We start from the raw sequence: 25,963 nt of genomic DNA, 5'->3' as shown, positions 1-25,963 counted from the left end.
GTGGTCCTCCATATCGTATCGAGCGGTAACCGGAGGGCCACCCCAGTTATGGGGATGCGGCCTTCGTCGGCATGGACGAGGTCGAGGAGAGACGTGGAATCGACAGCAAGGACCATCGTCGTGGTGGGGGCGACCGGTCTGCAGGGCCGGGCGGTGACACAGCACCTGCTGAGCAGCGGTTGGCAGGTGCGCGCGCTGACGCGTGATCCGGACGGGGCGCCGGCCAAGGCGCTCGCGAGCATCGGCGCGCACATCGTGAGGGGGCAGATGGAGGACGTCGCTTCCTTGATCTCCGCAGCGCACGGTGCCTATGGCATGTTCAGCGTCCAGCCCACCGTCGGCTCTCCCGGCACGGCGCCGGGCTTCAGCGCCGACGACGAGGTCCGCTGGGGGATCAACGTTGCCGAGGCGGCACACGCCGTCGGCGTCGAGCATTTCGTCTTCACCTCGGTTGCCGGCGCAGACCGTCACGGTAGCGAAACGCTGCCGCGGAACCTGATCAGCAAGTGGCGGATCGAGCAGCACATCGCCGGACTCGGCTTACCCGCGACGATCCTGCGGCCGGTCTCCTTCATGGAGAACTTCACGAGCGGATACGCCCTGCAAGACGGAGCATTGACCACCGCCCTCGCGCCCGAGGTTCCTCAGCAGATCATGGCCGTGGACGATGTCGGCTTCGTCACCGCGCTGGCGTTCTCCCGGCCCGAGGAGTGGATCGGCCGCGCGGTCGCGCTGGCGGCGGACGAGCTCACGCCGGTCCAGATCGCCGCGGCCATCGAGCGCGCGCTCGGACACCCGCTGCCGTATGCCCAGATCCCGATCGACGCGATCCGGGCCCTCAGCGAGGACTTCGCGTTCGCCTACGAGTGGCTCAACGAACGCGGCTACCGCGCGGACATCCCCGCCACTCGCCGGATGCACCCCGGGGCGATGGATCTGCGCACCTGGCTGGAGCGTACTGGCGCTGCCCAGATCGCCGCCTTCCTGGCCACCCGGCGCACCACGGAGCAGCAGCCGTGAGAGCCCGCGAGCACGCCCTCGGGCGCATTGGGATCTGGGCGGGCGAGCCCCGACCGCGCTCAAACCGCCGAACTGGCCCGCACCACGGCAGCGGCGACCCTGCCCAACCGCCGCACAGCCGCGCCTCGTACTCGTGCTCGCCCCGGTGCGGGAGAGCGCCGCCGAGCCGTCCAGCCGTGAGCCGTGACGCGGGCGAGGTCGCGCCGTCCTCGCCCGCGCGTCTTCACGGGAAACCGTCAGAAGGCCGGATCGGTGTGGACGAGGCGGCCCTCGACGTACGTGGCCAGCACCGACGTCTCGGCGAGCTCGCCGGCCGGGATCGCGTACGGGTCGCGGTCGGTGACGACCAGGTCGGCGAGCTTGCCCTTCTCGATGGTGCCGGTCCCAGTGTCCAGGTGGTTCACCCGCGCCGTGCCGATCGTGTACGCGGCCAGGGCGGCCGTCAGGCTGAGGCGCTGCTCCGGCAGGAACGCCTCCGCGCGCTCGCCGGGGAGCCACCGGTTGACGGCGACGTGGATGCCCAGGAGCGGATCAGGGCTGCTGACCGGCCAGTCGCTCCCGGCCGCGAGCGAGGCGCCGGCGCGGGCCAGATCCCCGAACGGGTACTGCCAGGCCGCCCGCTCGGGGCCGAGGAACGGGATGGTCAGCTCGTCCATCTGCGGCTCGTGCGCCGCCCACAGCGGCTGCATGTTGGCGGTGACGCCGAGGGCGGCGAACCGCGGCACGTCGTCCGGGTGCACGACCTGCAGGTGGGCGATGTGGTGACGGTGGTCGTTCGCGCCGTTGGTCGCGCGTGCCGCCTCGAACGCGTCCAGCGCCTCTCGGGCCGCCCGGTCCCCGACGGCGTGCACGTGGACCTGGAAGCCTTCGGCGTCCAGGCGGGTGACGTACCCGCGCAGCGCCTCCGGGGCGACGAAACTGATCCCCCGGTTGCCGGTCCGGCAGCCGCACCCGTCGAGGTAGGAGGAGGTCATCGCGGCGGTGAAGTTCTCCGCCACCCCGTCCTGCATGATCTTCACGCTGGTGGCGCGGAACCGGCCCGCCTCACCTCGGCGCGCGAGCAGTTCGGGGATCTGCTCCTCGCCCCTGTCGCGGTCCCACCAGAGCGCGCCGACCACCCGCGCGGTGAGCAGCCCGGACTCGGCCGCGGCCACGTAGGCGCGCTGCACTTTCGGATCGACCATCGCGTCCTGCCAGGCGGTGACGCCGGCCGTGTGCAGCCGCCGCTGGCCCGCCTGGAGCGCCCGCAGCATCATGTCCGCGGTCGGTTCGGGGACGTGCCGACCGACCAGGTGGGACGCGCCTTCGTGGAGCGTGCCCTGCGGGCTGCCGTCGGCCGCCCTCTCGATGCGCCCGTCGGCCGGGTCGGGCGTGCCCGCGTCGACGCCGCTCAGCTCCAGCGCCCGCGTGTTGACCCAGGCGCCGTGGCCGTCCCGGTTGATCAGGTGGACGGGCCGGTCCGGCACCACCGCGTCCAGCAGATGCCTGCTCGGCGTCCCGCCGGGGAACCATTCCATGGACCAGCCGCCTCCGCTGATCCACTCGGCGTCGGGGTTCGCCTCGGCGTACGCGCGGACGGCGGCGACCGCCTCGTCCGCGTCACGGGCGTCGTGCAGGTCGCACCGGATCATGGTGAGGCCGGCCAGGACGGGGTGCACGTGGGCGTCCTGGAAGCCGGGGAGCAGGGCGCGTCCGGCCAGGTCGACGACCTCGGTGGCGCGGCCGATCAGCGGCCGGACGTCCGGGTTCGCGCCGACGGCGACGATCCGGCCGTCTCGGACGGCGACCGCCGTGGCCGCGGTGCGGACCGGTCCGAGCGTGTGCACCGGGCCGCCGAGGAAGACGAGGTCGGCGGGGGTGGTCATGCGGTTTCTCCTTGGGACGTGAGCGGAGGGATCACAGCGACTCGGGGCGGTGCGCCCAGGGCCGGACGCGTTCGACCGCCGCGCCGACGTGGAAGACGGTCGCGTCGTCGTAGCCGCGGCCGACGATCTGCACGCCGGTCGGCACGCCGTTGGAGGCGCGACCCGACGGGACATTGAGCACCGGGCAGCGGCTGGCGATGTTGAAGACCGGCGTCAGCGAGTACTCCAGGTAGTTGTCGAGCTCCACGCCGTTCACGCTGAGCTTGGTGTCGACGTACTCCTCGCCCGCGCGCAGGCCCGGCGCCCCTGTGGTCGGGCAGATCAGCGCGTCGTAGCGGTCGAGCAGCTCGCCGATGGGCCGGTAGATCGCCGCCTCCATCTCCAGCCCCGTCAGGAAGGCGCCGGGCTCCTCCATCGCCCGCGCGGCGTCGGCGGCGAAAGCGAGGGCGTAGGGGTTGAGCAGGTCGCCGTGCTCGGCCGCGACCCGGGTGACCATGGGGCCGAAGATGGCGCCGAAATGGATGAAGACGGCCCTGAAGACGTCGGCGCGGCGCAGCCCGACCTCGACCTCCTCGACGATCGCCCCGGCCTCCCGCAGCGCGTCGGCCACGGCCTCGGTGTTGGCCGCGACCTCCGGCTCGATCTCCCAGTCGCCCAGGTTCGGCGCGTACGCGATGCGCATCCCGGTCACGTCGCCGAGCCGGTCGGGGATGTGCACGGCCGGGCGGAGCGAGACCACGTCATGCGGGTGCGGGCCGACGATGGTGTTCTGCAGCAGCGCGCAGTCGGCGACGGTGCGGGCCATCGACCCGTCGTGGCAGTAGTGGTCCAGGTTGAACGGCGCCATCGCGGGCACCCGGCCGTACGGCGGCTTGAAGCCGACCGTGCCGGTGTTGGCGGCGGGGATCCGGATCGAGCCGCCGATGTCGGAGCCGGTGGCGAGAGTGGCCGTACCGGAGGCGAGCGCCGCGCCGGAGCCGCCCGAGGAGCCGCCGGGGGAGTAGTCGGGGTTCCACGGGTTGCGGGTGACGCCCCACAGCTTCGAGTGCGTGAAGGCCGCGCAGCAGAACTCGGGCGTCGTCGTGCGGGCATGAATGATGCCGCCGGCGGCCACGATCCGCTCGATGATCGGGTGGGTCACCTCGGCCACGTGGTCGGCGTACGCGAGCGAGCCGTCCGTGGCGAGACGGCCGGCGATCGGCTGCTCGTCCTTGGCCGCGATGGGGAGCCCTTCCAGCGGGCGCGGCGAGCCGTCGCGGTAGGCGCGCTCGGCCTGCTTCGCCTGGAGGAGGGCCTCCTCGAAAGTGCGCTCGCTGAGCGCGTTGACCTGGGGTTCGACGGCCTCGGCGCGCTCGATGACGGCGGTCACCAGCTCGACGGGGGACAGCTCGCGGGACCGGAACAGCCGCAGGGCCTCGGTCGCGGGCAGGTAGGCGAGGTCGGTCATGGGGTGACACTCCTTCTCTCGGAGGCCCGGTCAGGGGCGGGGGCGGGCGGCGTCTTCCGCAGCGCGGTCGCGAGGGCGCGCCGGTCGGCGGCGATCCCCGCGGGGTCCCACCCGGGTCGCGGCACGGAGTGCAGCAACAGGCGGGTGTACGGATGCTCGGGGGCGGTCAGCACGTCACGGGTCGGCCCCGACTCGACCACGCGTCCCTGGTAGAGCACGAGGATGTCGTCGGCTACGTGCCGGACGAGCGCCAGGTTGTGCGTGACGAACAGGTAGCCGACGCCGGTGTCGCGGCGGATCTCCGCCAGCAGGTCGAGGATCTGGGCCTGGATGGACACGTCGAGGGCGGCGGTCGCCTCGTCCAGGATCAGCACCTTCGGCTCGGTCGCCAGCGCGCGGGCGATGGCGACCCGCTGGCGCTGGCCGCCGGACAGCCGCCTGGGCAGCGCGTCCGCCTCGCGCTCGCCGAGGCCGACCCGCGCCAGCAGCTCGTCGCGGCGGGCCCGCCGTTCCGCCGGGGTCATCGCGAAGTGCAGGCGCAGCGGCTCCTCGACGCACGCGGCGACGGTGACGCGCGGGTCGAGCGAGAGGTAGGGGTCCTGGAAGACCATCTGGATCTCGCGGGCGCGGGCCAGCCGGGTCGCCCTGCCGCGGGCCGCGTTCGAGCGGTCCCGACCGGCGACGCGGATCCGGCCGGAGTCCGGTCGCTCCAGGCCGACGAGCATCCGCGCGGTCGTCGTCTTCCCCGATCCCGACTCGCCGACGACGGCCAGGGAGCCGCCGGGCCGGAGCGCGAAGGAGACACCGTCGACGGCCACGTGCTCGCCGAACGTCTTGCGCAGGTGCTCCACCTCCAGCGCGTACTCAGTCATGGATCAGCTCCTCCGCGCGCAGGCAGGCCACCTGGGCGCCGTCGATCTCCCGTGGGCCGGGTTCGTGCTCGGTGCAGCCGGGCCGGGCGTGGGCGCAGCGGGCCGCGAAGGCGCATCCGCTCGGAGCCTCGGCCAGTGACACCGGGCGCCCGGGGACGCCGTGCGGCGGCTGGTCCGACTCCAGACGCGGGGTCGCGGCCAGCAGCCCCGAGGTGTACGGATGACGCGGCCGGCTGAAGAGCCCTTCGGTGGACTGCGCCTCGACGATCCGGCCCGCGTACATCACGTAGATGCGGTCGCAGATCGCGGCGGCCAGCTCCAGGTCATGGGTGACGAAGAGCATCCCCATGTCGCGCTCGGCCCGTAGCCCGGTGAGGATCGAGACGACCTCGGCCTGGGTGGTGACGTCCAACGCCGTGGTGGGCTCGTCGGCCAGCAGCAGCCGGGGCCCTCCGGCGAGCGCGCCGGCGATCATCACGCGCTGCAGCATGCCGCCGGAGAACTCGTGCGGGTACCTGCGCAGGGCCGCGCGCGGCTCACGGATGCCGACCGACTCCAGCAACTCCTCGGCCCGTTTGAGAGCGTCCTTCTGCGGCACGCCGCCGGCCCGCATCCCCTCGGCGACGAAGTCGCCGATCCTGCGCATCGGGTTGATGGAGGCCCGAGGATCCTGAAAGATCATCGAGACGCCGCGGCGGCGCAGGTCGCGAAGCCGGGTGGAGGACATCGTGAGGATGTCCTCTCCGTCCACCCGCACGCCGCCCGAGGCCCGCGAGCCCTCGGGGAGCAGCCCCAGCACCGAACGGCAGGTGACGGACTTGCCCGATCCGGACTCGCCGACGAGCCCCACAGCCTCGCCGCGCTCGACGTGCAGGGACACCCCGTCGAGGATGGGGCGCGCGGCCTTGCCGGCCGCGAGCCGCACGGTCAGGTTCTCGATCTCCAGTAGCCGGGTGGTCATCACTGCTCCCGCCGTGCGACGCGGTCGGCGATGGACTCGCCGACGATGCTGAACGCGACCACCGTGATCACGATGGCGACGCCGGGGGCGAGGGCGGGGAGCATCGCGCCCTGGAGCAGGGACGGGGAGCCCTCGTTGATCATCGCGCCCCAGTCGGCGGTGGGCGGCTGCACACCGAAGCCGAGGAAGGAGAGCGCCGCGAGGTCCATGAGCGCGTACCCGAAGTTGATCGCGGACTGGGCGAGGATCAGCGGAGCGATGTTGGGCAGCAGGTGCTTCACGCAGATCACCCAGCCGGACCAGCCCTGCACCTTGTACGCCTGGATGTAGGGGCGGGCCTTCTCCTGCAGGGCCACGCTGCGGGCCAGCCGGCCGACGTACGGGGCGTAGGCGACGCTCATCGCGATCACCGGCGCGGTCAGCCCGACGCCGAAGACGGCCACCAGGATGATGGCCAGCAGCAGGGCGGGGAAGGAGAAGATGAGCTCCATGGCCCGCGAGAGCACGGAGTCGACGACCCCGCCGTGCCAGGCCGCCGCCACCCCGATCAACATGCCGAGCAGCGTCGAGACGATCACGACCACCAGCGGGCCGAGCAGTCCCGTACGGGCGCCGAAGATCAGCCGGGACAGGACGTCGCGGCCGGACTGGTCCGCGCCCAGCAGGTGCTCGGGGGTGGAGCCGCTCAACGTCGCGGACAGGTCCACGGCGTCGGGGTCGTGCGGCGCGATCCACGGGGCGAAGACCGCCGCGACGATCAGTACGGCGAGCACGGCGAGGGCGGCCGTGACCAGTTTGTCGCCTCCCGCGATGCGGGCCAGCGGCGCGAGCAATCTGCGCCGCTGGAGGGGCACGGCGGTCATGCTCCGCCTCCCTTCGCGTGGGACAGGCGGGGATCGATGAGCGGGTGGACCAGGTCGACGACGAGGTTGGCGGTGACGAAGGCCAGCACCACCAGCAGGCTGACGGCCTGCACGACCGGGAAGTCCTTGACGGTGACGGAGCTGACGAGCAACTGGCCGACCCCGGAGAGACCGAAGGCGGTCTCCACGATCGAGGTGGCGACCAGCAGGCCGGCCACGATCGTTCCGGTCACGGTGGTGATCGGGCCGAGGGCGTTGCGCAGCACGTGCCGCCGTACAACGTCCGAGCCGGGCACCCCGCGTGAGCGGGCCACCTCGACGTGCTCGCGTCCCAGCTCCTCCAGCATCGACGTACGGGTCACCCGGGCCAGCAGGCCGACGAAGGTCAGGGCGAGCGCCGCCGCCGGGAGCGTCAGATGGTAGATCCGGTCACCGAAACCGCCGCCGTTGCCGAAGGCGGGGAACCAGCCCAGCTGGACGGAGAACAGCGAGATCAGCCCGATCGCGGCGACGAACGAGGGGGTGGCCGTGGCGATGCCCGTGCCGACGAGGACCGCCCGGTCGACGACGCCCCGCCGCAGGGCGGCCAGCGCCCCGAAGGCCAGGCCGCCGACCAGGATGAGCACGCCGGCATAGCCGATGAGCAGCAGCGTCGTCGGCAGCCGGGCCGCGATCAGGCCGCCCACGTCCTGCCGGAACGTCGCGGACTTGCCGAAGTCGCCGGTGACGACGCCGCCGATCCACTTCGTGTACTGGACCAGGAACGGGTCGTCGAGGTGGTACTGCGCCTTGATGGCCGCGACGGCGGCCGGTGACGCCGAGCGCCCTCCCAGGAGGAAGGACGCCGGATCACCGGGGGCGAGGTGGACCGAACCGAAGACCAGGAACGATGTGACGAGCAACGTCACGGCGATCCCGCCGATCCGGCGGAGGAGGAAGCCTGCCATGGTCGGACTCAACCGGCCGAACCCAGACGAGCCGCCCACGGGTAGACGAGCTGGGAGATGCTGGTCGGCGCGCCGGTGAGCCGCTTGTTCAGGAACATGGTGTGCGGCGGCTCGTACAGCGGGATCCACACGACGTCGCGAACGGCGATCTCCTGCAGCTTGGCGACCGTCGCGGCGCGTGCGGCGGGATCGGCCTGGGCGTTGGCCTCGTCGACCAGGGCGTCGTACTCGGGGTTGGAGTAGCCGCCGTAGTTGGAGAAGTCCCCGGTCCGCAGGATTCCGTAGAACTCCAGCGGGTCGGGGGTGGAGTCGTACCAGATCGTCATGACCAGGTCGATGCCCTCGCGGGCCTTCGGGTCGGAGAACAGCGCCGTGTAGGCCTCGGGGGCGACCGCCTTCAGCTCGACCTTCAGGCCGATGGCCTGACCCGCCGACTGCACCGCGTTGGCGATGACGCTGATGTCGGGCGAGAGCGTGCTGGTCGCGATCACGACCTTCTTGCCGGAGGCGCCGGCCTCCTCGACCAGCTTCTTCGCCCCGGCGACGTCCCTGGTGAGGGCCGGAAGCTCGGCGTAGTACTCCTTGGCCGCGTCAGGGGCGATTCCCCAGGCGCCGATGGCGCCCGGCGCCTTCGCCGGTGTGCCGGCTCCACCCGCGGCGGCCTTGATGATCCCGTCGCGGTCGAGCGCCATGGACAGCGCCCTGCGAACCTTGACGTCACCGAGCGTGCCCTTGAGGTCGGTGGGGATCAGGCTCACGGCCGTCGTGTTGGGGCCGAAGTAGAGCGCGCCGTTGGTGGCGGTGCGGAGCTTGGCGAATCCGGGGGGCGGCAGCAGGTAGCCGCCGTCGACCTCGCCGGCGAGCAGCGCGTTGACGCGGGCGGCGGGGTCCGGGATGAACACCATCTTGAGCGTGTTCACCTTGGGTTCGAGCGTCTTGTCCCAGTAGTCGGCGAACTTCTTGAAGGTGATCGACTGGCCCTTCTGCCACGACTCGAACGAGAAGGGGCCGGTGCAGTCGACTCCGACGTCCGGGGTGCCGTAGCCCTCCTTGGCCAGTGAGGCGGCGCTCTCGATGGTTCCGGCGGAGGTGCCCATCTCCTCGTTGAAGAGCTGGTCGGGCTTCTTCAGATGGACCGTGACCTCCATCGGCCCGGTCTTCTCGATCTTGTCGACGTTCTGGTAGACGGAGACCCAGTACGAGCCGACCTTGGGGTCCATGTGGCGGCGCATGCTGGCGACGACGTCGTCGGCGGTGAGCGCGGAGCCGTCGTGGAACTTCACGCCGTCGCGGATCGTGTAGACCCAGCGCTTGGGGTCGGGGTTGGCCGCGGCGGCGGCCAGGCCGGGCTCCACCTTCAGGTCGGGAGTGATCCGCATGAGCTGCTCGCACACGTTGGCGAGCACGGTGTTGGGGTGGTAGTCGAAGGCGTACGCGTAGTCCAGGGACTGCGGCTCGGCGTAGAGCGACCAGGTCACCGTGTCCACGGCGCCCCTGGCCGGCGCGGTGTCCTTCGTGATCTCGAATGCGGCGGAGTCGCCACCTTCGCCGGCGGGCGAGGCGCCGCCGCAGGCGGCGACCGCGAGTGCGAGCAGCGTCGTCGCGGCGGCGAAGCGGGAGGTGCGCATCAGACCACCTCTTTCTGAACGGGCCGCAACGATCAGGTGTGCGGCAGAGGTGGCTGTGAGTATTCGTGAAGGAACGTTCCTGCACAAGGGTTCGGCGGAACGATTCTGCAATGCATACAGGCGGGTGGCGGAGCGCCCGCCCGGATGACAGGATCGCGCTCATGAGCCAGTCAGACCGCACACCGAGGGTCCGCCTCGTGGACGTGGCCCGCGCCGCCGGGGTCTCCAAGACGACCGTGTCGGACGCGCTGAACGGGGCAGGGCGGCTCCCCGCGGCCACGCGCGAGCACGTGCAGAAGGTGGCCCGGGCCCTCGGCTACCGTCCGAACGCCACGGCACGGCTGCTGCGCGCCGGGCACACCCGCCTGCTCGGCCTCGCGGCACGCGAGTACGTCGAGACGCCCTGGGTCTACGCCGACCTGGCCTACTTCTCCCAGATCGTCACCGCGACGACCCAGGCGGCCCTCGCCCACGGATACGGCGTCGTCCTGCTGCCCACCTACGGGCCGGACGACTGCTGGCTGGACATCCCGCTGGACGGCGTGTTCGTCATCGACCCGGTCGAGGGGGACCCGATGGTCCGGGACTTCCTCGCCGCGGGCGTCCCCGTGGTCGCCGACCGCCGGGCCCTGGCGGAGGTCCCGGTCGAGACGCGGGAGGCCGGCCGGTGGGTCGACTTCGACTACGGCGCCGCCGTACGCCAGGTCCTCGATCACCTGGAGGCCGCGGGCGCCGAGCGGATCGCCGTCGTCGCCGGCGCGACCACGGCCTGCTTCCACCAGCAGTCCGTCCGCGCGTACCACGAGTGGTGCGCCGAGCGGGGACGCGAGCCCCGGATCGCCTGCCTGCCCGCCCCCGGCGTCGAGCACACGCTCCAGGCCGTCACCGAGCTGCTCGCCGCCCCGGCCCCGCCGGACGCCCTGTTCACCCTGGTCGAGCTCAGCCCGCCGCTCCTGCTGGACACGATCCGCAGGCTCGGCCGATCCGTCCCCGGCGACCTGCTGCTGGTCTGCACCACGGAGGACTCGGCGGCGTGCTACACCGACCCGCCGATCAGCACGCTCAGCTTCCTGCCCGGCGAGACCGCCCAAGCGGCGGTGGACCTGCTCGTCGACCGCCTCGAAGGCCGCGAGGGCGACCCCGGCCACCTGTTCTCGGCCGACTTCCGAGTCCGCGCGTCCTCGGCCGTCCCCGAGCGGCGGGGCGCGCGGCGGGGATAGACCCGCGTGACCGGGGTAAGGGCGTCCTGTGCCCGGGCTTTCCGCTGGGTTCTCGACATACCGCTGTAAATCGGATCACGGCCGTGTGGCCGGCCGCCGATTGCACTGCGCGCAGGGAGGTGCCCGATGCGCGTCGTCGTCGATCTCACCCGATGCCAGGGGTACGGGCAATGCGTCTTCGCGGCGCCCGGCGTCTTCGCGATGCCCGGGCAGGAGGCGCTGCTCTACGACCCCGACCCGAGCGACGAGCAGCGGGAGCACGTGCTGCGGGCGCAGGCGGCATGCCCGGTCCAGGCGATCCACGTCGACCGGCTCGCCGGGCACGTCCCGGGCCCCCGGCCGTACCCGTATCCGGCCGCCGACGCCGGGGACGGGTTCCGGCGTTCCGGGCGGATCGTCATCGTGGGCGCGTCGCTGGCCGGCGTGCGGGCCGCCGCGGTGCTGCGCAGGGACGGCTTCACCGGCTCGCTCACCCTGATCGGGGACGAGTCGCACGAGCCGTACGACCGGCCGCCGCTGTCCAAGCAGGTGCTGACCGGCCGGATGCCCCTGGACCACACCACGCTGCCCCGGCTGAGGGACCTGGACGCCGAATGGCTGCTGGGGCAGCGGGCGACCGGCCTGGACGTGGCCGGCAAGCGGGTGCGCCTCGCCGACGGCCGGGAAGTCGAGTTCGACCGCCTGCTGATCGCCACCGGCGCGCGTGCCCGGCCGTGGCCCGACGAGGCGGAGGCCGCGCTGGACGGCGTGTGCGTGCTGCGCACGATCGAGGACGCGACCCGGCTGCGGCGGCGCCTCGAGACCGGGAACGGGCGGGTGCTGGTCATCGGCGCCGGATTCACCGGGTCGGAGGTCGCCTCCGTCTGCCGGGAGCTGGGCCGGCCGGTGACGGTCGCCGAGCGGGGAGCGGCGCCGCTCGCCGGCGCGCTGGGCAAGGTGATCGGCGGGATCGCGGCGGAGATCCAGCGGGAGCACGGCGTGGACCTGCGCTGCGACACCACCGTCATGGGGCTCGACGCCGACGCGGACGGGCGGCTGCGCGCCGCGCGCCTGTCCGACGGCACCACCCTGGAGGCGGAGACGGCGGTGGTCGCCCTCGGCGCGGTCCGCAACGTCGAATGGCTGGAGGACGCGGGGCTGGCCGCCGGAGTCTGGGGCGTGGGCTGCGACGCGGGCTGCCGCGTCTTCGACATCAACGGGGTGGTGACCGACGACATCTTCGCCGCCGGGGACATCGCGCGCTTCCCGCATCCGGCGTACGAGTTCCAGTTCCTGGCCCTGGAGCACTGGGGCAACGCGGTCGCCCAGGCGGAGATCGCGGCGCACAACATGGTCAGCGACCAGACCCGGCGGTGGGCGCACCTGGCCCTGCCGGTGTTCTGGTCCAACCAGTTCGGAATCAACATCAAGTCCGTCGGGGTGCCGACGTTCGCGGACGAGGTCGTGATCGCGCAGGGTTCGGTCGCCGAGCGCCGCTTCGTCGCGGTCTACGGGTACCGGGGGCGCGTCACCGCGGCCGTCACGTTCGACCAGGCCATGTGGCTGGAGTTCTACCAGCGGATGATCGAGCGGGCCGCGCCGTTCCCGCCGGACTTCGCCATGGTCGGCCGGCCCGCCGAGATGCTCCCGGTGCCCGCGGAGGTGCCGCCGCGCATCGGGGTCGCCCAGGGCGCCACCGTCGTGGTGACCGGCCACGACCCGAGCGAGCGGCGGGCCACACTGGTGCGCCGCCCGCAGTGACCGCCGCGCCGGCGCTGCACCGTATACATCTGGACCGCCCCGAAGCCGAGGAGCGCCGCCATGGCCGAGAGGTCCGTCTTCAAGCGGATCCTGGACTACTCGAACCGCGCCGATCCGTACCCGCTGTACGCCGAGCTGCGCGAGACCCCGGTCGTGCGCGACGACGGCCGCTACGTGGTCAGCACCTACCGCGAGATCGTCGAGCTGCTGCACGATCCGCGGATCAGCTCGATCCGCGAGGAAGACGTCGCCGGCGGCGGGTCGGCGGGCGAGGAGAGCCTGCCCGGCCTGCCGCCCGCCTTCATCCGTCGTGATCCACCGGACCACGACCGGATCCGCCGCGTGGCGATGCGGCACTTCGGGCCGCCTCGCTCACCCGGACGCGTCGAGGGCCTGCGGGGCGCGCTCTCCGAGATCGTGGTTGGTCTCATCGACGGCTTCGCGGGCCGGACCCAGGTGGACGTGGTCGACGACTTCGCCTACCCGCTGCCGGTCACGGCGATCTGCAGGCTGCTCGGCGTGCCGACCGAGGACGAGTCGCGCTTCCGCGTGTGGGCCTCGGCGCTGGTCGAGGCGATCGACCCGAGAGCCGGGGCAGCCGCGGAGCGGCGGCGCGTGGAGGCCGGCCTGGAGCTGCGCGCGTACCTGAACGAGCTGGCCGAGGCCCGCCTGCGGCAGCCGTCCGGGGACCTGCTGTCCGCGCTGGTCACCGACGACGGCGCCGAAGGGGCCATGTCGCGCGACGAACTGCTGAGCACCGCCTCCTTGTTGCTCGTCGCCGGTCACGAGACCACCGTCAACCTCATCACCAACGGGATGCTGACCTTGCTGCGCCACCCCGCCGAGCTCGACCGGCTGCGCCGCGACCCCGGCCGCGTCGTCCCTCTGGTCGAGGAGCTGCTGCGCTACGAGCCGCCGGTGCAGATGCTGCCCCAGCGCATCGCGCTGGACGACATCGAGATCGCCGGCACCACCATCCCCAAGGGAGCGACGATCACGCTCGTGCTCGCCGCCGCCGACCGCGACCCCGGGCGCTTCCCCGAGCCGGACCGGTTCGACCCCGACCGGGCGGACAAGGAACACCTCGGCTTCGGAGGCGGCATCCACTTCTGCTTCGGCGCTCCGCTGGCCCGCCTGGAGACGCAGCTCGCGCTGTCCGCGCTCGCCTCCCGGCTGGAGAACCCCCGGCTGGTCGCCGACCCGCCGCCCTACCGGGAGAACGCGGCGCTGCGTGGACCCAGGCACCTGCTCATCGAGTTCGACGGGATCGTCCCGTCTCCGGGGACGTGAGCGGCGCGCGGAGACGACCGACGGGCCCGGCGGAGGGGGAGAGCCGTGAATCTCCAGGTGCTCCCGTTGGCCGTCACCATGATGATGGGACCGCAGATCATGTGCGCCATCATCCTGGTGACGGCCGAACGCGCCCGCGCGTGCTCGCTCGCGTTCCTCGTGGGCGTCGCCGCCGCGACGACGGTGGGCGTCGCCATCGCCCGCGGCCTGTTCGGGCTGATCGGCGGCGAGATCTCGCCGGCCCCGGCCTCCCGTGCCGGATCATCGGTCGGAACCGCCGTCCAGATCGGCCTCGTCGCCCTGCTGCTCGCCGTCGCGGTGAAGAACTACGTGCGGCGGGACACGGCGGAACCGCCGAAGTGGCTCAGGGAGCTCCTCGGGGCGGATCCGTGGAAGGCGTTCACGACCGGCTTCCTGGTGATCCTGCTGATGCCCTCGGACATTCTGGTCATGCTGACGGTGGGGGCGAACCTGGCGCAGACCGGTGCCGGGCCGGCCGCGGTGCTGCCGTTCATCGGGGCCACGGTGGCGGTCGCGGCGCTGCCGTTGCTGGGGCTCCTGCTCTTTCGCGGGCGCGCCGAACGCGCCATGCCGAAGGTCCGGGAGTGGATGGAGTCCCACGGCTGGCTGATCAACATCTTCGCCTGCCTGATCTTCATCGCGCTCATCCTGTGAGCCGCGTCGCCCGGCCCGTACGGGCGCCCGCTGCCGGTCGTCGGCGTCCGCGCCACCTGGGCTTCCGGAGCGTCGGTGAGCGGAGACCGGAAAATGAGCGGCCGCGGGGCGTAGGCCGTGCCAACCGTGGCAGCTGAAACAGCGGGCCCCGGGGACGGGCTCCGCGGGCGCTCTCCGCCCGGCGGACCGCGGCGGGGCCCCTCGGACAAGGAGGAACACATGGCGTCATCGACACCCCCGGGCGCGGCGGGACCGGCCGGCGGACCGGCGTTCGACCGGCTGACCATACGGCTGGCGACGGGCGTCTGGGGCATAGGAGTGGCCGCCGGCATCCTCTCGGTGCTGCTCGGTGTGGCCATCGTGGTGTGGCCGAACGTCACCATCGGTGTCGTGGCCGTCCTCTTCGGCCTGAAGCTGATCATCCACGGCGTGTACCGGACAGCGCAGGCCGTCGTCGCGGTCGAGGTGAGCGGCGCCAGCCGCGTCCTCTTCACCCTGCTGGGCGTGCTGTCGTTCGTCGTCGGCGTGCTCGTCCTGCGCGACCCGTTCCACACAGCCGCGATCCTGGCGCTCCTCTTCGGCCTCTTCTGGCTGATCAGCGGCATCGTGGGGCTCGTCATCGCGCTGACCGACCGGTCCGTGCGCGGGCGCGGCTGGGCGGCGGCCTTGGCGGTCCTGTCCGCTCTCATGGGGCTCGCCCTGCTTCTGTGGCCCGGGATCACCTTGGTGGCCATCACGTGGACCTTCGGCCTGTGGCTCATCACCTGGGGTGCGCTGACGGTGGCCATCACCCTGTGGATCCGGCGCCTCGACCGGCGGCTGACGGACGCGGGCGCTCCCGGGGCTCCGTTCGGAACGATCTAGATCCAGCCCTCGAAGCCACTCGGACGCCCGCTATCGCGACGACACGGGGACGATCCACCACGGAGCCGTCCTGCCGGCCCACGGTCTCCCACTCGAACTGCCGGGCACCGACCACGCCGGCGCCCTCGTCCGCCTCACCCGGGTCCCTTGAGCAGGCGCCGCCCGTCACGGACGGCGGCCAGCGAGGCGCGTCCGGGAGTGTGACCTTGGGGTCAGGCGGTGACCTGGTCCAGCAGGTCGAGCAGGTGGTGGTAGGTCTTCCCAGTGGCGCGGGTCATCCCGATCTCGCAGGTGCGGTTGACCGAGGCGTGCGCCGCGTAGTCGCCCTCCGCCACCGCCGCCGCTTCGGCGCGGGTGGCCGACGCGGTCAGCTCCGGGTGCAGCAGGCCACGGTCGCCGGCGAAGGCGCAGCACTGCCAGCCGTCGGGCACCACGACCTGCTCCGCGACCGCCTCGGCGAGGCGGGTGATCGCGGCGTCCAGGCCGAGCCGGACCGACGAGCAGGTCGGATGCAGGGCCAGCGAGGGAAGGCGGCGGGCGGCGGGCAGCCGGGGCAGGATGCGCTCGGCCGCGAAGGTCACCGCGTCGAGCACCTGGACGGCGGGCGAGGCCGCGGCGACGAGCCGCTCGAACCCCTCGGTGCAGGAGGCGGCGTCGCTGACGACCGGGATCCGGCCGCCGTCGGTGGCCGCCACGAGCGCCTTTCGCACCCGGCGGCGCATCGCCTCGTAGCCTCCGGTGAAGCCCTTCGACGACCACGGCGTGGCGCAGCACAGGCCGGCGATGTCCTCCGGGACGCTCAGGCGCAGGCCGGCGCGCTCCGCGAGGCGGTGCAGCGCGGCCATGACGCCGCTGCCTCCGTCCGCGGGCGCGAACAGCGTGTTCAGGCAGGACGGCACATAGACGGCGTCCGCCTCCGAGACCGGGGACGGCCGACGCGGCGTCCCGCCGCGGGGCAGGTCACGGCTCCACTGCGGCACCGCGTCCGCGCCGACGGCAGCGCGGGCGGCCCGGCTGGCCCCCTCGGCCAGGGCGGGCGGCGCGACCGCGGCCGCGTCGAGGGCCAGGTCCATCGCCCGCGTGACCGCGCCCCAGTGATCGGCGGCCTTCTTCCAGGCGGTCTGCGCCACGCGGCCGTGCCGCTCGGCGCGCAGCCGCTTGGTCAGATCACCGGTGTTGATGAACACCGGGCAGGCCGTGGCGCACATGCCGTCCACCGCGCAGGTGTCCACCGCGTCATAACCGTACTCCTCGCTGAGCTGGCGGGCGAGCGCGTGGTCACCGGCCGCCTCGGCCGCCGCCAGCTCGCGGCGCAGCACGATCCGCTGACGCGGGGTCGTGGTCAGGTCCCGGCTCGGGCAGACCGGCTCGCAGTAACCGCACTCCACGCACCGGTCCACCTCGGGCTCCACCGTCGCGACCGGCTTGAGGTCACGCAGGTGCGCGCGCGGGTCCTCGGTCAGCAGCACACCCGGGTTCAGCGTCCCGGCCGGGTCGCACAGCCGCTTGACCTCACGCATCACCTCGAACAGCTCATCGCCGTACTGGCGGCGCACGAACGGGGCCATCACCCGGCCGGTGCCGTGCTCGGCCTTCAGCGTGCCACCACGGGACAGGACGGCCTCCACCATGTCCTCGGTGAAGTCGGCGTAACGCTGCAGGTCGGTGCCGAAGTGCTCGTTGAGCATGAAGTGCAGGTTGCCGTCCTTGGCGTGCCCGAAGATGACGCTGCGCTCGTAGTGGTACCGGGCGAACAGCTCGGCCAGCTCGTCACACAGGTCGGCCAGGGCGGGCACGGGGACGGCCACGTCCTCCAACAGCGCGGTGGTCCCGCTGGGGCGGGCCCCGGCGACGGAGGCGTACAGGCCCTTACGGATGTGCCACAGGGCGGCGCGGCCGCCGGTGTCCCTGCTCAGGCGGGCCGGCGCGGACAGGGACAGGCCGCCAAAGGCCCGCTCGGCCTCCCGCTCACGCTCGGCGAGCAACTCCGGGTCCGACTCCTGCCACTCCACCAGCAAAGCGGCGTGCGACCGTACATCCAGGGTGCGCAGGACGTCGTCGGCCTTCGGGTCGGTCTGGGCCGCCCGCAGCGACTCGGCGTCGAGCAGTTCCACCGCGGCAGGCCCGGCGGCGACGATCTCGGGCATCGCGGCCATGGCCTCCCGCAGCGTGGGGAAGACCAGCAGGCCGGTCGCGGCGAGCCGGTTCGCCGGCACCGTCCGCAGGACCGCCTCGGCGACGAAGCCGAGGGTCCCCTCACTGCCGACCACGAGGTGGGCGAGGATCTGCGCCGGCGAATCGTGATCGAGGAAGCTGTTGAGTCCGTAGCCCATGGTGTTCTTCAGGGAGAACTGGGCCTTGATCCGGCGCAGCGACTCCGCGTCGTCCCGGACCCGGTCGCGTAGCCGCTCCAGGCCCCGGGCCAGCTCGGGTTCGAGCGCGCGCAGTCGCGCGTCGGCATCGGGCGCGCCGGTGTCGATGACGGTGCCGCTGGGCAGCACCAGTGTCAGCGATTCGAGGGTTTGGTAGGTGTTGGCGTGGGTGCCGCACGTCATGCCGCTGGAGTTGTTGGCGACCACGCCGCCGATCGTGCACGCCGACTCGCTGGCCGGGTCGGGCCCGAGTTTGCGGCCGTAGGCCGCGAGGCGGGCGTTGACCTGGCGCAGCACGGCGCCGGGCTGCACCCGGACCCGGGCGCCGTCGTCGAGGACCTCGATGCCGCGGAAGTTGCGGCGGGTGTCGACGAGCAGGTGCTCGCTCACGCCCTGGCCGGACAGGCTGGTGCCGCCGGAACGGAAGGTCAGTGGCAGGCCGGTCCGCATGATCGCGGCGACCTGCTCGGCGCTTTCGGGTACCAGGATCGCCTGCGGGGTGAGCAGGTAGTGCGAGGCGTCGTGGGCCATGCCCAGCCGGTCGCTCACCCGCGAGCGGGTGATCCCCGGCACGGCGGCCTGGACGGCCGCCAAAACGGCGGGGTCCGGCGTGGTAAGTCGCCGCGGCGTTTCGGAGTGGGTGACGCTCATGATCTCTTCGTTCGTCTGCGTTCGTCCGGAGGCGGCTGTCCGCCTCGCCTGTCGGCGCGGGTCGACGTGGATCTCCGGGTCGGTGTCGGGGGTGAATCCGCGAGGCCGACATAGATTACCCGGCCGACAGGTGACGTCGAACACACGGGCGGGTCGCGAGGGGCGCGGCGGTGTCTGGACTGAGGAGCGAGTGGGGAGCGAGGAACGAGCGACTCCGAGCGACGAGGGAAGACATCGCCTCAAGGCGCCCCGAGCCGCCGAGCGCAGCGAGGCCAATCAATACCGGGGAGGGGGTCCCCGCCGCCGTGTTCCGGCCGCAGTCGGCTATCCGCGGGCGGTCGCCGGGCGGCGGGTCCGGCCGTAGGTGACCGAGCGCAGCCACCACTCGGCGGGGCCGTACCGGTGGTTGCGCGTCCACCAGGCGCTGACCGCGAGCTGGACGGCGAAGATCGCCGCCGCGATGCCGATCAGCAGCGGAGGCGAGACCTTGCCGAAGAGCGCGAAGCCGTACCCGGTGAACAGCAGCGCCGTCACCAGGGACTGGCCGACGTAGTTGGTCGCCGAGATCCGGCCCGCGGGGGCGAGTGCCCTGCCGACCGCCGGGTGGGCGCGGATGACCCGCAGCAGCGTGGCCGCGTAGGCCGCCACCAGCAGCGGCGCCGCCACGGTCGTCACCGCCAGGTCGAGGGAGACGTACACGCCGCTGTCGGCGCCGTGGGCGAGGTGGCTGAGCGCGACGGCGAGGGAGCCGAGGCCGCCGATCGTGAAGCCGACCCACTGCGCCCTGGTCAGCCAGTGGTCGGGGAGGTTCTCCAGCTTGCGCTCCCGGCCCGCGGCGAAGCCGAGCAGGAACATCGCCAGCGCGCTGCCGCCCTGCATGAACCAGAGCCCGCTGAGCATCCCCGGAAGCAGCGTGAGGTTCTCCTTGACGACGTCGAGCGGACCGCCGCGATATCCGGCGATCATCTCCTGCGGGTTGTCGAACACGTTGACCGCGGTGTTCCTGCCGACGGACTCGGCCCACCAGGCGAACCCGGCGAGCAGCAGGTAGATCACGACGAAGGCGGTGAGCACGATGATCGCCGCCTTGACGGCGGTGCGGGGGGCGACCTTGCGCATGGCGAGCAGGATCAGGCCGAGCACGGCGTAGACGGTGAGGATGTCGCCCCGCCACAGCACGATCGCGTGGAAGGCGCCCAGCAGGAAGAGCGCGCCGAAGCGGCGCAGGGACCGTTTCACCACGGAGACGCCGGCCCGCTCGGCCGCCTCCATCTGCGTGATGAACGAGTAGCCGAAGAGGAACGAGAAGAACAGGTAGAACTTCTCGGTGAAGAACGTGTCGTCCACCAGCCGGGAGATCGTGTCGATCGGCCCGACGAACTGCGGGTCCGGCACCCCGTACGTCCCGTACGGCGAGGCCATGTAGAAGATGTTGACGACGAGGATGCCGAAGAGGGCGAAGCCGCGGAGCATGTCCACCTCGGCGAGGCGGCGCACCGAGGAGACCTGGGAGATCGGGGGGTTCTGGGGCAGCGTGCTCATGCGTGTCCTTCCTGGCGGGAGGGGGCCGGTCGGGAGGCCCTCACGGCGGGGCCTCGGGCGCGCCGGGGCCGGGCAGCGGTCCCGGCGGAGGCCGGGGTCAGGCGAGCACCGGCTGGAGCGCGACCAGGACCAGCAGGACGACGGCCGTCGCGATCGGGACGGCGAGCCTGACCGCGTCGCGGCGGGCGAGGAGGTACCCGCAGGCCACGACCGCCCCCACCAGCAGGCCGCCCGCGTGCGCCGCGACCGACATGCCGGGGAGCGCGAAGGTGGTGACGACGCCGAACGCCAGCAGGATCAGCGGCAGCCACAGGTTCAGCTTCAGCCGCAGGCTCGCCACGAGCAGCGCCGTGAACAGCCCGAAGACGGCGCCGGAGGCGCCCGCGGTGAGCACGGAGTGGTCGGCGTAGTAGATCGCGGTCGAGGAACCGAGCCCGGACAGCAGGTAGACCACGAGGAACCGGCCCGAGCCCAGGACCGGCTCCAGCTTCCGGGCGGCGAGCCACAGCAGCACCATGTTGGCCAGCAGGTGCAGCAGGCCGTAGTGCAGGAACATGGTCGTGACCAGCCGCCAGTACTCGCCGCCGTCCACGGCCCGGCCGCTCATCTCGCCCCATTCGTGCAGGGAGCTGACGCCGTCGAGCAGCAGGCCGGACGGCGAGAACCCGTCGGCGGCGACGATCATGACGCTGGTGATCAGCGCGACCATCGCGTTGATCGCGATGAGCGCCTTCATCACGAGGCGGCGCTCGCCTCCGCCTCCGCCGCCCGCCGCCGCGCCGGGCTCCGCCGCCTGCTCCCGTGGGGCGCCCGTCACCTGGTCGTTGCTCATGAGGTCTCCTTCGGGGGGTTCGTCGGAGGGCCGGGCGCGGCCGACGCGGGCTCGCCGGCGTTCACCGGCACGGGCCCTCCAGGTGGAATCGCACGCCCTCGGCGCGCAGCTTCTCCTCGGCCTCGGCGGTCGCCTCGGCGAGCCGGTTGCGGGCGAGCCAGCCGGCGTCGTAGAGCGTGTCGGCGTACGTGTCGCCGGCGTCGGCGCACAGGCACAGCGGGTGCCGCGGCGGGCCGGGGGAGCCGAGGTCGCGCAGGCACGCGGCGACGACGCTGCCGCTCGAACCGCCGAGCCCGAGCCCGGTGTCGGCACGGACCATGCGGCAGAGCGCGATCGCCTCGCCGTCCGGGATCCGGTGCGCGTCGTCGTACGTGCCGGGGGTGAGGAAGAGCGACCGGCGGCTCGCGCCGATGCCGCTGATCAGGCGGGGGCCGGCGGCGGGGCCGGTCGCGAGGGAGCCCTCCGCGTCGACGGCCACGACGCGCACACCCCGGCCCAGGCCGTGCAGGTGCGCGGCGACGCCGGCCAGCGTGCCGCCGGTCGAGACGGCGATGTAGACCGCGTCCAGCTCGGGGCCGCCCTGCCGGGCGATCTCGGGGCCGGTGGTCTCCCGGTGGACCTGGGGGTTGGCCGGGTTGTCGTACTGGTCGGTCCACCGGTAGCCGGGGTTCTCCTCCAGCAGCCGGCGTACGGCTTGCAGGCGGGTGAGCAGGTAGCCGCCGCGGCCGTCCGGCCGGTCCACGTCGTGCAGTTCCGCACCGCTCGCGGCGAGCGCCCGCCGCGTCGCGCGGGGCGTGTTGGGGTCGAGGACGGCGATGAACCGGCAGTCGAGGTGCGCCAGGAGCCGGGCGAGGCCGAGCCCGAGGTTGCCCGAGGTGGATTCGACCACCACCGTCCCGGGCGTGAGCGGGCGGGTCCGGTCCAGGGCCATGAGCAGGCCGGCGGCGGTGCGGTCCTTGATGGATCCCGTGGGGTTGCCGCTCTCCAGCTTCAGCAGCACCCCGTGCGTGCGGCCGCGCAGGCTCACCCGGAGGAGGGCCACGGGGGTGCCGACCAGCGCGGAGCGGAGTATCTCCAGGCGGGACACCATCGCAGCACCTCATGACTCCTCGGTTGTTCACCTGCAGGATCGAGTTCCGCGAGGAGATCGGGAAGGGCGTTGGCGACTTCTCGCCAACCGAGTGGGGCCGCCGGTGTCCCGTTGGCTAGAAATGCCTTCTGCTAATGCCGAGACATGTGGAGTATGGGTCTTCACAGATTGCGTCACTTTGTCATGATCTGTTCGTGAATCGCGTTAACTTTCGCGCGCTCGGCCCTCTGGAGATCTCCGTGGACGGCCGGACGCGGACGCCCGGCGGCAGCACCCAGCGGGGACTTCTGGCGATTCTGCTGCTCAACGCCAATCGCGTCGTACCGGTCCGGCAGATCATCCACGAGCTGTGGGAGGAGCCGCCGGAGACGGCCCTGGGCCAGATCCAGACGCGGGTCTGGCGGCTGCGCACCCTGATGAACGGCTCGGGCGACCGGGCGGACGGCTCGCAGATCGTCACCAGGCCCGGGGGCTACATGCTGCTGGCCGACCCCGAGTCGCTGGACTTCGGTCGGTTCGGAGCCGCGGTGGAGACCGCGCGCGCCCTCCTCTCGGGAGGGAACGTCGAGGCGGCCGCGCGCCTCCTGGAGGAGGCCCTCGCCCTGTGGCGCGGCCCCGCCTTCAGCGACGTGGAGGTCGCGGGCGTACGGGCCGCCGCGGCCACGCTGGAGGAGCTGCGGATGGTCGCGGTGGAGGAGCGGGTGGAGGCCGACCTGGCCCTCGGCCGCCACCGCCAGCTCGTGCCCGAGCTGCAGATCCTGGTGGCCCGCCACCCGCTCAACGAGCGGCTGCGCGGCCAGCTCATGCTCGCGCTGTACCGCTCCGACCGGCAGGCCGAGGCGCTGGAGACCTACCGGGACGGCCACCGCCTGCTCGTGGCGGAGCTGGGCCTCGAACCCAAGGTGCAGCTGCAGGAGCTGCACCGCGCCATCCTCACCTCGGCGCCGCACCTCGACCTGGCCGCGCCCAAGGCGCCCGTCGTGCCGATGGCCCGGGGCGGTCCCGGCCGGCGCGAGCTGCCCCCCGACGTCGCCGACTTCACCGGCCGGGCCGCGACGGTCGAGGCGCTGGCGGGCTTCCTGTCCGGCTCGCCGGACGGCCCGGCGCTGCCCGTCGCCGCCGTCACCGGTCGCGCGGGCGTCGGCAAGACCGCGTTCGCCGTCCACGTGGCCCACCTGCTGAGCGAGCGCTTCCCCGACGGGCAGTTCTTCGTGGACCTGCGCGGGCTCGACCGGCGGCCGGCCGAGCCCGCGGCCGTCCTGGCCCAGTTGCTGCACCGGTTCGGCGTCCGGGACGGCGACATCCCCGAGGACCCCGGGGAGCGCTGCGCGCTCTACCGCGCGCACATGGCGGGCCGCCGGGTCCTGCTCGTGCTGGACAACGCGGGAAGCGAGGGGCAAATCCGGCCCCTGCTCCCGGCCGGGGACGGCCCTGCGGTGATCGTCACCTGCCGGCGCAGGGTGGGCGGGCTGGAGAACGCGCGGCCGTTCGACCTCGACGTGCTCGCCGAGGAGGAGGCGGTGGAGCTGCTCCAGCGGACCGTCGGGGCGGAGCGCGCCCGCGACCGGGCCGAGGCCCACCGCGTCGTCGAGCTGTGCGGGCGGCTGCCCCTCGCGATCAGGACGGCGGGCGCCCGGCTGGGCAGCCGCCCGCACTGGAGCCTGGCCAGGCTCGCCGACCTGCTCGACGACGAGCACGGCCGGCTCGACGCGCTGGTCGCCGGTGAGATCGGGGTACGGGCGAGCGTCGCGCTCAGCTACCAGGGGCTGGGGGAGCCGACCGCCCGGCTCTTCCGGTTGCTCGGCCTCCTGGACGCGCCGACGTTCGCCGGCTGGGTCGCCGGGCCGCTCCTCGGGACCGGCGACGCGTTCGCCGAGGAGCAGCTGGAGCACCTGGTCGAGGTCCGGCTGATCGACGTCGCGGGGGTGGAGGAGTCCGGGGTCGTCCGCTACCGGATCCACGACCTGCTGCGCCTGTACGCCAGGGAGCGCGCGGAGGAGGAGCCCGAGGAGGTCGTGCGCCCGGCGCTGGAGCGGGTCTTCGGCCGGTTCCTGTTCCTCGTGGAGCGGGCGCAGGCCCGGCTGCCCGGCGGCCTCGCCCGGCTCGCCCGGGGCACCGCGCCCCGCACGCCGATGCCGGACCTCGAGGTGGAACGGCTGCTCGCCGATCCGCTCGCCTGGTTCGAGTCCGAACGGCAGACGCTGACGAGCGTGACCGACCAGATCTGCGCCCGCGGCCTGGACGCGACGGCCTGGGAGATCTGCTGCTGCCTCAGCCGGTTCCTTGAGGTCCGCCGGCACAGGGACGCCTGGCTGGACGTCAACCTGCACGCGCTGGAGACGGTCCGCGCGGCCGGGAACCGGTTCGGCGAGGCGCACCTGCTGCGCTCGCTCGGCGAGCTGTACCTCGACCTCGACCGGTACGCCGACGCGGTGCGGTGCCTGGAGAACGCCGCCGGGATCTTCACCGAGCTGGGCGAGCCCCGGTGCGCGGCGCACGCCTGGTGCGGCGCCGCCCTCGCCCACTGCAGGACCGGGCGGCTGGGCACGGCGCTGCGCGCGCTGCGCCGCGTCCTCGCGGTGTTCCGGGAGCACGAGGACCTCGCCGGCGCCGCGCGGGCCCTGGACACGCTCGGCTCCGTCCACCGCGACCTCGGCCGCTTCGACGTCGCCCTGCGCTGCTACGACGAGAGCGGCGGCCTGTTCCAGAGCCTCGGCGACCTGGTGGGCGGCGCGCTCGTGCTGCGCCACCGCGGCGCGCTGCACGTCGCCATGGGCCGCCTCGCGCCGGCCAGGCCGCTCCTGGAACGCAGCCTCGACCTGTTCCGCCAGTGCGGCGACCCGATCGGGGAGGCCGCCGCGCTCGCCGACCTCGGCGCGCTGTACGGCGCCTGCGGCGAGAAGCACGCCGCGCACGCCGCCCTGTCCCGGGCGCTGGAGATCTTCGTCGCCGTGGGGGACAGGTACGGCCGTGCGATGACCCTGCACCACCTCGGCGTCCGGTACGGCGAGGAGGGCGAGGCGGCCCGCGCGAAGGACTGCTTCGACCAGGCGGCGCTCCTGTGGGAGGAACTCGGCTTCGCCCTCTGGGAGGCCCGGACGAAACAGGCGCGCGAAGAGCTGTGAGAGCGCGGAAAGAGCGGACGTAGAGGACACCGGAACGATCTCTTCGTACCGTGACCGATGTTCGACACGAGTGTGACGGGGGCCCGGCGGAGAGGAAGACGTCAATGGGTGATCCGCGACACGAGATGTTCCGGAGAGTTCTGCCCGACCACCTGCATGCCGTGCTGACGCAGTTGTTCACCGGCGCGACCGACCAGACGGCGAGCAACCGCCTCGGCATCTCCCCGCGCACCTACAGCCGCAGGGTGTCGGAGCTCCTGGACCACCTCGGCGTCGAGAGCCGCTTCCAGGCCGGCGCCGAGTGCGCCCGCCGCGGCTGGATCCCCGGCCGCCGGGACTGACGTGGCCTGGCTCCTGTTCGGGACCGCGGGGCTGGCCCCGGCCCTCGCAATCCTGCTCGGCGCCGTCCCCGGGTAGGGACCCGCGGCGGGAGGCCGTGGGGGTCCGGCGCTCCTGTGGATGTGCCGCCGCCGTGCAGCAGCGTGGCCGTGGCGCCGAGGCCGCCCTCGGGAAATGTGGTGCGCCCTTCTGGAGCCGGCGCGAGCTGGGGCGGGCGCGATAACTACAGCGGACGGAGCCGACGCACCAGCGTGATTCAGCCCGCAAAGAAGCGCAGCCCCGTGCCGCCCGGCGACGGAGATCGAGCCGGTCAGGCGTCTCCGGGCTCGTCGCCCGCTTTATCACATCGCCGCCCAGTCGAAGATGCGGCGTAATGTCAATTGATCATCGCGATCGGCTACAGGTTGCTAACTTCTCTCGGCGGCTCCTGATCTTCATTCTGTTCCGCAACACGATCAGGAGGGACACCCCCCAATGCCCCGAACCTCTTCTCTGCGCGCGCTGAAGCGGCTGGCCTCCGAACACGCCGACTCCCGCCGCCTGGGCATCCCCGTAGACGAGCTGCGCGGCCTGCGCGCCGAGGCCGCGGCCGAGCCGCGCGGCATCGCCCGGCGCGAGCT

At 72.8% G+C, this 25,963-nt stretch carries 19 protein-coding genes; 8 read left to right on the top strand and 11 right to left on the bottom strand.

What is annotated here, in order from left to right:
* Positions 1-120: 120 nt before the first annotated feature.
* The gene (locus tag AWQ68_RS38130) at positions 121-1,020 is read left to right on the top strand and encodes an NmrA/HSCARG family protein (protein ID WP_218007222.1); all 900 of its coding nucleotides are present in this window, start codon (positions 121-123) and stop codon (positions 1,018-1,020) included.
* 236 nt (positions 1,021-1,256) lie between these two features.
* Here AWQ68_RS38130 and AWQ68_RS38125 read toward each other — a convergent pair whose 3' ends face one another.
* Genes AWQ68_RS38125 through AWQ68_RS38095 form a run of 7 tightly spaced genes read right to left on the bottom strand, consistent with a single transcriptional unit; the run spans position 1,257 to position 9,603 of the window.
* Complete coding sequence (locus AWQ68_RS38125) at positions 1,257-2,885, bottom strand: amidohydrolase (protein WP_066950941.1); 1,629 nt, start codon at positions 2,883-2,885, stop codon at positions 1,257-1,259.
* Between the two features lie 31 nt (positions 2,886-2,916).
* On the bottom strand, positions 2,917-4,332 hold the full coding sequence (locus tag AWQ68_RS38120; protein WP_066950938.1) for an amidase: 1,416 nt from the start codon (positions 4,330-4,332) through the stop codon (positions 2,917-2,919).
* The gene (locus AWQ68_RS38115) at positions 4,329-5,204 is read right to left on the bottom strand and encodes an ABC transporter ATP-binding protein (RefSeq protein ID WP_066950937.1); all 876 of its coding nucleotides are present in this window, start codon (positions 5,202-5,204) and stop codon (positions 4,329-4,331) included. The genes AWQ68_RS38120 and AWQ68_RS38115 overlap by 4 nt, the downstream gene beginning before the upstream one ends.
* Complete coding sequence (locus tag AWQ68_RS38110) at positions 5,197-6,165, bottom strand: ABC transporter ATP-binding protein (RefSeq protein ID WP_066950934.1); 969 nt, start codon at positions 6,163-6,165, stop codon at positions 5,197-5,199. Before AWQ68_RS38110 ends, AWQ68_RS38115 begins: the two co-directional genes overlap by 8 nt.
* Positions 6,165-7,028, bottom strand: a complete 864-nt coding sequence (locus AWQ68_RS38105) for an ABC transporter permease (protein ID WP_066950932.1) — start codon at positions 7,026-7,028, stop codon at positions 6,165-6,167. The genes AWQ68_RS38110 and AWQ68_RS38105 overlap by 1 nt, the downstream gene beginning before the upstream one ends.
* On the bottom strand, positions 7,025-7,975 hold the full coding sequence (locus tag AWQ68_RS38100) for an ABC transporter permease (protein ID WP_066950929.1): 951 nt from the start codon (positions 7,973-7,975) through the stop codon (positions 7,025-7,027). Before AWQ68_RS38100 ends, AWQ68_RS38105 begins: the two co-directional genes overlap by 4 nt.
* A gap of 8 nt (positions 7,976-7,983) precedes the next feature.
* Positions 7,984-9,603 (bottom strand): ABC transporter substrate-binding protein, encoded by a 1,620-nt coding sequence (locus AWQ68_RS38095; protein WP_066950926.1) that lies wholly within the window; start codon positions 9,601-9,603, stop codon positions 7,984-7,986.
* 161 nt (positions 9,604-9,764) lie between these two features.
* Here AWQ68_RS38095 and AWQ68_RS38090 point away from each other — a divergent pair, with 161 nt between their 5' ends.
* From AWQ68_RS38090 to AWQ68_RS38070, 5 genes are all read left to right on the top strand, one after another.
* Positions 9,765-10,823 (top strand): LacI family DNA-binding transcriptional regulator, encoded by a 1,059-nt coding sequence (locus tag AWQ68_RS38090; protein WP_066950923.1) that lies wholly within the window; start codon positions 9,765-9,767, stop codon positions 10,821-10,823.
* 126 nt (positions 10,824-10,949) lie between these two features.
* Positions 10,950-12,563 carry an FAD-dependent oxidoreductase gene (locus AWQ68_RS38085; RefSeq protein WP_066950920.1) on the top strand — a complete coding sequence of 538 codons (1,614 nt, stop codon included), beginning with the start codon at positions 10,950-10,952 and terminating at the stop codon, positions 12,561-12,563.
* A 60-nt stretch (positions 12,564-12,623) separates the two neighbouring features.
* Positions 12,624-13,853, top strand: coding sequence for a cytochrome P450 (locus AWQ68_RS38080; protein WP_066950917.1), 1,230 nt, complete (start codon positions 12,624-12,626; stop codon positions 13,851-13,853).
* A gap of 45 nt (positions 13,854-13,898) precedes the next feature.
* A complete protein-coding gene (locus AWQ68_RS38075; protein ID WP_066950915.1) occupies positions 13,899-14,528 on the top strand; it encodes a GAP family protein in 630 nt (209 codons plus the stop codon).
* A 219-nt stretch (positions 14,529-14,747) separates the two neighbouring features.
* Complete coding sequence (locus tag AWQ68_RS38070; protein WP_084464863.1) at positions 14,748-15,392, top strand: HdeD family acid-resistance protein; 645 nt, start codon at positions 14,748-14,750, stop codon at positions 15,390-15,392.
* Positions 15,393-15,604: 212 nt separating this feature from the next.
* Here AWQ68_RS38070 and AWQ68_RS38065 read toward each other — a convergent pair whose 3' ends face one another.
* The 4 genes from AWQ68_RS38065 to AWQ68_RS38050 all read right to left on the bottom strand — a co-directional run bounded on the left by AWQ68_RS38065 (position 15,605) and on the right by AWQ68_RS38050 (position 21,879).
* Positions 15,605-18,415, bottom strand: coding sequence for an FAD-binding and (Fe-S)-binding domain-containing protein (locus AWQ68_RS38065; protein ID WP_066950912.1), 2,811 nt, complete (start codon positions 18,413-18,415; stop codon positions 15,605-15,607).
* A 324-nt stretch (positions 18,416-18,739) separates the two neighbouring features.
* Positions 18,740-19,957 (bottom strand): DUF418 domain-containing protein, encoded by a 1,218-nt coding sequence (locus AWQ68_RS38060; protein WP_066950909.1) that lies wholly within the window; start codon positions 19,955-19,957, stop codon positions 18,740-18,742.
* A 97-nt stretch (positions 19,958-20,054) separates the two neighbouring features.
* Entirely contained in the window at positions 20,055-20,789 is a 735-nt protein-coding gene (locus tag AWQ68_RS38055; RefSeq protein ID WP_066950907.1) for a rhomboid family intramembrane serine protease, read from the bottom strand.
* A 61-nt stretch (positions 20,790-20,850) separates the two neighbouring features.
* A complete protein-coding gene (locus tag AWQ68_RS38050; RefSeq protein ID WP_066950904.1) occupies positions 20,851-21,879 on the bottom strand; it encodes a pyridoxal-phosphate dependent enzyme in 1,029 nt (342 codons plus the stop codon).
* Between the two features lie 194 nt (positions 21,880-22,073).
* Between AWQ68_RS38050 and AWQ68_RS38045 the strand changes: the two genes are divergently transcribed.
* Together AWQ68_RS38045 and AWQ68_RS38040 are read left to right on the top strand one after the other, a co-directional pair.
* Positions 22,074-25,004: an AfsR/SARP family transcriptional regulator gene (locus AWQ68_RS38045; protein WP_169809065.1), complete on the top strand. Its 2,931-nt coding sequence runs from the start codon at positions 22,074-22,076 to the stop codon at positions 25,002-25,004.
* Between the two features lie 104 nt (positions 25,005-25,108).
* Complete coding sequence (locus tag AWQ68_RS38040) at positions 25,109-25,345, top strand: helix-turn-helix domain-containing protein (protein WP_218007221.1); 237 nt, start codon at positions 25,109-25,111, stop codon at positions 25,343-25,345.
* Positions 25,346-25,963 lie beyond the last annotated feature (618 nt).

The sequence above is a fragment of the Microtetraspora fusca genome, assembly GCF_001570365.1.
In the GTDB taxonomy this organism is placed as follows: Bacteria; Actinomycetota; Actinomycetes; order Streptosporangiales; family Streptosporangiaceae; genus Microtetraspora; species Microtetraspora fusca.
The sequence above is the reverse complement of the archived record's forward strand: the minus strand, read 5'-3'. Positions and strand labels throughout refer to the sequence as shown.

Excerpts from the sequence above, each read along its gene's own strand:
- AWQ68_RS38085 (WP_066950920.1), top strand. The coding sequence starts at position 10,950 with ATGCGCGTCGTCGTCGATCTCACCCGATGCCAGGGGTACGGGCAATGC.
- AWQ68_RS38105 (WP_066950932.1), bottom strand. The coding sequence starts at position 7,028 with ATGACCGCCGTGCCCCTCCAGCGGCGCAGATTGCTCGCGCCGCTGGCC.
- AWQ68_RS38080 (WP_066950917.1), top strand. The coding sequence starts at position 12,624 with ATGGCCGAGAGGTCCGTCTTCAAGCGGATCCTGGACTACTCGAACCGC.
- AWQ68_RS38125 (WP_066950941.1), bottom strand. The coding sequence starts at position 2,885 with ATGACCACCCCCGCCGACCTCGTCTTCCTCGGCGGCCCGGTGCACACG.
- AWQ68_RS38090 (WP_066950923.1), top strand. The coding sequence starts at position 9,765 with ATGAGCCAGTCAGACCGCACACCGAGGGTCCGCCTCGTGGACGTGGCC.
- AWQ68_RS38070 (WP_084464863.1), top strand. The coding sequence starts at position 14,748 with ATGGCGTCATCGACACCCCCGGGCGCGGCGGGACCGGCCGGCGGACCG.
- AWQ68_RS38060 (WP_066950909.1), bottom strand. The coding sequence starts at position 19,957 with ATGAGCACGCTGCCCCAGAACCCCCCGATCTCCCAGGTCTCCTCGGTG.
- AWQ68_RS38040 (WP_218007221.1), top strand. The coding sequence starts at position 25,109 with ATGGGTGATCCGCGACACGAGATGTTCCGGAGAGTTCTGCCCGACCAC.
- AWQ68_RS38115 (WP_066950937.1), bottom strand. The coding sequence starts at position 5,204 with ATGACTGAGTACGCGCTGGAGGTGGAGCACCTGCGCAAGACGTTCGGC.
- AWQ68_RS38110 (WP_066950934.1), bottom strand. The coding sequence starts at position 6,165 with ATGACCACCCGGCTACTGGAGATCGAGAACCTGACCGTGCGGCTCGCG.
- AWQ68_RS38100 (WP_066950929.1), bottom strand. The coding sequence starts at position 7,975 with ATGGCAGGCTTCCTCCTCCGCCGGATCGGCGGGATCGCCGTGACGTTG.
- AWQ68_RS38050 (WP_066950904.1), bottom strand. The coding sequence starts at position 21,879 with ATGGTGTCCCGCCTGGAGATACTCCGCTCCGCGCTGGTCGGCACCCCC.
- AWQ68_RS38055 (WP_066950907.1), bottom strand. The coding sequence starts at position 20,789 with ATGAGCAACGACCAGGTGACGGGCGCCCCACGGGAGCAGGCGGCGGAG.
- AWQ68_RS38065 (WP_066950912.1), bottom strand. The coding sequence starts at position 18,415 with ATGAGCGTCACCCACTCCGAAACGCCGCGGCGACTTACCACGCCGGAC.
- AWQ68_RS38120 (WP_066950938.1), bottom strand. The coding sequence starts at position 4,332 with ATGACCGACCTCGCCTACCTGCCCGCGACCGAGGCCCTGCGGCTGTTC.
- AWQ68_RS38095 (WP_066950926.1), bottom strand. The coding sequence starts at position 9,603 with ATGCGCACCTCCCGCTTCGCCGCCGCGACGACGCTGCTCGCACTCGCG.